7 protein-coding genes are annotated in these 5698 nt (G+C 67.7%); 6 read left to right on the top strand and 1 reads right to left on the bottom strand.

Going from position 1 to position 5698, the window contains the following annotated elements; all coding sequences use genetic code 11:
• The 3 genes from A5701_RS10305 to rraA form a co-directional block, all read left to right on the top strand.
• On the top strand, positions 1-365 hold a 365-nt coding region (locus A5701_RS10305; protein WP_067752143.1), incomplete at its 5' end, for a copper resistance CopC family protein.
• Positions 366-461: 96 nt separating this feature from the next.
• Positions 462-908, top strand: a complete 447-nt coding sequence (locus A5701_RS29300; protein ID WP_067752140.1) for a nucleoid-structuring protein H-NS — start codon at positions 462-464, stop codon at positions 906-908.
• A gap of 29 nt (positions 909-937) precedes the next feature.
• Positions 938-1417: a ribonuclease E activity regulator RraA gene (gene rraA / locus A5701_RS10295; RefSeq protein ID WP_067752137.1), complete on the top strand. Its 480-nt coding sequence runs from the start codon at positions 938-940 to the stop codon at positions 1415-1417.
• Here rraA and A5701_RS10290 read toward each other — a convergent pair.
• Positions 1414-2883, bottom strand: a complete 1470-nt coding sequence (locus A5701_RS10290) for an NAD(P)/FAD-dependent oxidoreductase (protein WP_067752134.1) — start codon at positions 2881-2883, stop codon at positions 1414-1416. The two genes, rraA and A5701_RS10290, sit on opposite strands and share 4 nt — an antisense overlap.
• A 76-nt stretch (positions 2884-2959) precedes the next feature.
• Between A5701_RS10290 and A5701_RS10285 the strand changes: the two genes are divergently transcribed.
• From A5701_RS10285 to A5701_RS10275, 3 genes are all read left to right on the top strand, one after another.
• Entirely contained in the window at positions 2960-3601 is a 642-nt protein-coding gene (locus A5701_RS10285; protein ID WP_067752131.1) for a TetR/AcrR family transcriptional regulator, read from the top strand.
• 132 nt (positions 3602-3733) lie between these two features.
• Positions 3734-4939, top strand: coding sequence for a DNA polymerase IV (dinB, locus tag A5701_RS10280; protein ID WP_067752128.1), 1206 nt, complete (start codon positions 3734-3736; stop codon positions 4937-4939).
• 152 nt (positions 4940-5091) lie between these two features.
• On the top strand, positions 5092-5698 hold a 607-nt coding region (locus tag A5701_RS10275; RefSeq protein ID WP_067752125.1), incomplete at its 3' end, for a YoaK family protein.

Below are 5698 nucleotides of genomic sequence, written 5' to 3'. Positions count from 1 at the left end.
GCGCCACGTTCAACGAACAGCTGCAGACCACGTTCGCGGCCATGACCGTCGTCGGGCCCGACGGCAATGTGTGGTCCGCCGGCGACCCGACGGTCCACGGCGCGGTCGTCGGCATCGGCTTGCGGCCGCTGGGCCCGGCCGGCACGTACACGGTGAACTATCGGGTCACGTCCGCGGACGGCCACGTGGTCTCCGGATCCTGGTCGTTTCGGTTGACGGTCTCCGGCACGGGCACGCCGGGACCACCGGCCGCAGGTGGCACGGCCGGGGGCCGGGACTCGGGGGTTCCGGTCTGGCCGTTCATCGTGGTGGCGGTGGCGCTCATCGCCGGAGGCGCCGTGTGGGCGGCGCGGCGTCGAGCGTGACCGGCGGCAAAAGCGCCCGCGTGCGTGCTGGCATGATGGGTTCGAAGAACCCGCGTGGGCTAGAGAACTACTGAAGATTGCTCGAGGAGCGGCCGCATGGCAGACCCGCAGGATCAACCCAATAGCGAGCCCGACGGCGATTCCACCCCGCCGCCGGAAAAGACGCCCCCGGCCAAGGCGGCCAAGAAAGCCCCGGCCAAGAAAGCCCCCGCGAAGAAAGCTCCCGCGAAAAAGGCGCCGGCCAAGAAAGCCCCGGCCAAGAAAGCCCCGGCCAAGAAGGCGCCCGCCAAGAGCGCCGAGCCTCCGGCAAAGGCCCCGGCACCGCCACTCGAGGTGCAGCAGCGAATCGAAAGCAACGGCGACCTCACGGCCGCCGCCAAAGACGCGGCCGCACAAGCGAAATCCACGGTGGACACCGCCAACAACCCGGTATCGCCAGACGCTCCGATGGAGGTCCTGACCCAGTCCCGGCTGCCGTTGATCGTCGCCCTGGCGGTCAGCCTCCTGGCGATCCTGTTGATCCGGCAGCTGCGGCGCCGCTGACCCGCCACCGAGCCGCTACGGTGTCAGACGTGACCGTGTCATTCCAGCCAACCGCCGACCTCGTCGACGACATCGGCCCCGACGTACGCAGCTGCGACGTCCAGTTCCGCCAGTTCGGTGGCCGGTCCGAATTCGCCGGAGCCATCAGCACGGTGCGCTGCTTCGAAGACAACGCATTGCTGAAATCGGTTCTCTCCCAGCCAGGTGCGGGCGGGGTACTGGTCATCGACGGCGGCGGCTCCCTGCACTCGGCGCTGGTCGGAGACGTCATCGCCGAGCTGGCCCGCTCGAACGGCTGGGCGGGCCTCATCGTCAACGGTGCCGTGCGTGACGCGGCCGCGCTGCGCGGTCTCGACATCGGCATCAAGGCGCTGGGCACCAATCCCCGCAAGAGCAGCAAGACGGGCGCCGGTGAGCGCGATGTCGAGATCGCGCTCGGCGGCGTAACCTTCGTGCCCGGCGAGATCGCCTACAGCGACGACGACGGAATAGTCGTCGTCAAACCCTAAACCGCAACCGGCGCACGCTTCTTCGCGAATCGCAGGCCCTCGTCGGCAACCTTGCCGCGCCGGATCGTGCGCATGTCGAAGAGGTAGTTCTGCTTGAGCCGCCAGGGCGCCCGCGACCCCGACTTGGGCAGCATGTCCATCGCACGCTGGAAGTAGCCGGGGCTGAAGTCCATGAACGGCAGCTCGTCGACGTCGTCACCGGGATGCTGCGGCTCCACGAAGTCAAACCCGTTGGCGTCCATGTAGTTCAGCAACCGGCAGACGAATTCGGAGACCAGGTCGGCCTTGAGCGTCCACGACGCGTTGGTGTAGCCGAAGGTGATCGCGAAATTCGGCACACCGGAAAACATCAGGCCCTTGTACGTCATCAAGGACGTCAGCTCGATCGGCTCACCGTTCCTGGTGGGCTTCACGCCGCCGAGCAGCTGCATGTTCAAACCCGTTGCGGTGATGATGATGTCGGCCTGCAGCTCCTCACCCGAGGTGAGTTTGATGCCCGTCTTGGTGAACCGGTCGATCGTGTCGGTGACCACGTCGGCCTTGCCATGCCGGATCGTGCGGAAGAAGTCGCCGTCAGGCGCCAGGCACAGCCGCTGATCCCAGACGTTGTACCGCGGCCCGAAATGCTTCTCGACGTCGTAGCCCTCGGGTAGGCGACGCTTGGCCATCGTCATCAACGTCTTGCGCATGTAGGCGGGCGCCTTGCGAGACAGCTGGTACTGGAAGGTGCTGAATGCGATGGCTTTCCACCGATTCGCGATGTGCGCCAGGCGATCCGGAAGCAGCCGGTTGGCGCGTTCGGCGAACGGGTCCACCCCGGGCAGCGAGCCGATATAGGTCGGCGAGCGCTGCAGCATCGTGACGTGGCCCGAGCCCGAGTTCACCAGCGCCGGGATCAGGGTGATCGCCGTGGCTCCCGAGCCGATGACGATGATCTTCTTGCCCTGGTAATCGAGGTCCTCCGGCCAGTGCTGCGGGTGGACGATCCGGCCCTCGAAGTCGTCGGCGCCGGGGAAGGTGGGCGAATACCCCTCGTCGTAGTTGTAGTAGCCGGTGCACGCGAACAGGAACGAGCAAGTCATTTCGCGCTCCTGGCCGTCCGACTCGACGGTCAGGGTCCAGCGGTTGTCGGCGTCGGACCAGTCGGCGGCCAAGACGCGCTGGCGGTAGCGAATGTGCCGGTCGATCTTGTTCTCGACCGCTGCCTCCTTGACGTAGGCCTTGATGTCCGGGCCGTCGGCGATCGACTTCGCCGAGAGCCAGGGCTTGAACCGGAACCCGAGAGTGAACATGTCCGAGTCCGACCGGATGCCCGGGTATTTGAACAGGTCCCAGGTGCCGCCCAGGTCGTCGCGGCGTTCGAGGATCGCGTAGCTCTTGGTCGGGCAGCGGTCCTGGAGATGCCAGGCCGCGCTGATGCCCGAGATGCCGGCGCCCACGATGATCACGTCAAGGTGCTCAGTCATGGGGTCACGTTATCAACGGTCCGTCGACACAGTCAACAGGGTGTCGAATTTTTCGACACCGTGTAAAGTAGCGGCCGTGACTACCGCCGGCCAGACCCGCGCCCTGCGTGGCCGCCGTGCCATCCGGCCCTCGGGCGACGACCGCGAGCAGGCGATTCTCGCGACCGCCGCGCGGCTGCTGGAAGTGCGGTCGTTCGCCGACATCTCCGTCGACGACCTCGCCAAGGGTGCGGGCCTGTCCCGGCCGACGTTCTACTTCTATTTCAAGTCCAAGGAAGCGGTGCTGTTGTCGCTGCTGGAACCGGTGATCGCGCGCGCCGATTCGGAGTTCGACGGCGCGGTGCAGCGGCTACCGGAGGACCCCCGACGGGTGTGGCGAAACGGCATCAAGGCGTTCTTCACGGCGTTCAGCACGCACCGCCGGCTGGCCCGCGCCGCCACCGAGGCGCTGGCGACCAGCTCCGAGCTCCGCGTGGTGTGGTTGGGCTTCATGCAGAAGTGGATCGACCAGACCGCGGCCATGATCGCCGCGGAACGCGTGCGCGGCGCCGCGCCCGAGACCATTCCCGCCGTGGACCTGGCGACCTCGCTGAACCAGATGAACGAGCGCACCATGATGGCCGCTTTGTCCGCCGAGACGCCCGCGGTCGACGAGGACCGGGTGGTCGACACCCTCACCCACATCTGGGTGACCAGTATCTACGGCGAATCCAGCTAAGTGTCGATCGCAAGCGCGGCGTAGCCGGGCGAAGCGGGTCGCCACCATCGCATCGGTGGCGATCGCAAGCGCGGCGTAGCCGGGCGAAGCGGGTCGCCACCATCGCATCCCGTCACCCCCGCGTGCGAACATATGTTCGTGCGGTGTGAGGCGTCCATCATGCACGCGGACCTGGATTCGTTCTACGCGTCCGTGGAGCAGCGCGACGATCCGACGCTGCGTGGCCGCCCAATCATCGTCGGCGGCGGGGTCGTGCTCGCCGCCAGTTACGAGGCCAAGGCCTACGGCGTGCGAACGGCGATGGGCGGCGCCCAGGCGCGGCGGCTGTGCCCGCACGCCGTGGTTGTCCCGCCCCGGATGAGCGCGTACAGCCGCGCCAGCGACGCCGTGTTCGAGGTGTTTCGCGACTGCACACCGATTGTGGAGCCGCTCTCGGTGGACGAGGCGTTTCTCGACGTCGGCGGCCTGCGCCGGGTGTCCGGAACGCCGGTACAGATCGCCGGAAGGCTACGCGCCGACGTGCGCGACCGCGTCGGCCTGCCGATCACGGTGGGCATCGCCCGGACGAAGTTTCTCGCCAAGATCGCCAGCCAGGAGGCCAAGCCCGACGGGCTGCTGTTGGTGCCGCCGGACCAGGAGCTCGCGTTCCTGCACCCGTTGCCGGTCCGGCGGCTGTGGGGCGTGGGCGCCAAGACGGCCGAGAAACTCCACGCCCATGGGCTCGTGACCGTCGCCGACGTGGCCGAGCTGAGTGAGTCGACGCTGGCCTCGCTGGTGGGCGGCGCCATGGGGCGCCAGCTGTTCGCGCTGTCCCGCAACATCGACCGCCGCCGGGTGACCACCGGTGTGCGGCGGCGGTCCGTCGGGGCGCAGCGGGCGCTCGGCCGCGCCGGCAACACCATGTCGGCCGCTGAGATCGATGCGGTGGTGATCAACCTGATCGACCGCATCACCCGCCGGATGCGTGCCGCCGGGCGTACCGGCCGCACGGTGGTGCTGCGCCTGCGGTTCGACGATTTCGGACGGGCGACGCGGTCACGGACGCTGCCGTGGGCGACGTCCTCGACGCAGCCGATCCTGGCCGCCGCGCGGGGGCTGGTCGTGTCGGCCGCTCCGCTCATCGCGCAGCGCGGGCTGACGCTGGTCGGGTTCGCGGTGTCGGGGATCGACCGCAGCGGCGCCCAGCAACTGACATTGCCGTTCGATGAGCACGACAACCGGCTCGCCATCGACGCGGCGATCGACCGGGTGCGTGATCGGTACGGCAGGTCCGCGCTGACACCCGCGGTTTTGGTCGGCCACGATCCGGGTACAGAGATGCCACGTCTTCCCGACTGACGGGTTGTGATCGTTCTCACCAATCATTCTCTGCCGCAAGCGATTTCGATGATTTGAGGTTGATCTGAATCAGCCTCTCAGCGCCGCAAGTCTGACGGCCTGATGGTTAGGCTGGCGAAAACCCGACCATCGAAAGTGAGCGACCGAACCCGATGCCGCCGCCGCACCAAGCCCGCGACACCGGCCTGCCCCGCGAAGGTCTCCTGCTCGGTTACAGCGCGCTGCTCGCCTTGTCCGCGGGCTTCGTCAACGCCGTGGCGCTTTTGATCCTGGCGCTGCCCGTCGGCAACCTGACGGCGATCACCACCCAGCTGGGCATGAACACGGCCAACCCCTGGCTCTACGAAGGGCACGTGCTCGCCGCGATCTTCTTGGGCTTCTTGGCGGGAGCGACGGTGGCCGGGGCGATCCTTGCGTCCACCGATGCCCTTGCGGGCCCACGCCACGCCGCTGTGCTCTTCCTCGAGGCAGTGTTGCTCGTGCTCGCCGCGGCCGGTGTCGAGGAGACCGTCGTCAAGGCGCAGATCAACGCCCTGGGCGTCGAACAGACCGCGGTGCAGGCGCTGTTCGCCGCCGCGGCCCTCGGCCTGCAGAACGCGATGACATCGAGCTTCCGCGGAATGGCGATCCGCACCACGCACTTCACCGGGACCGTCACCGACCTCGGGCTGATCCTCGGCCGCAGTCGACTGCACGGAATCGATAAATGGAAAGCCGCGATCCTGGCGACCACCCTCCTGCTGTTCCTCGGGGGCGGCG

Origin of the sequence: Mycobacterium sp. E3305, assembly GCF_001666785.1 — a bacterium.
Lineage (GTDB): Bacteria > Actinomycetota > Actinomycetes > Mycobacteriales > Mycobacteriaceae > Mycobacterium.
Note: the sequence above shows the minus strand (reverse complement) of the source record. Positions and strands in the feature narration are given on the sequence as shown.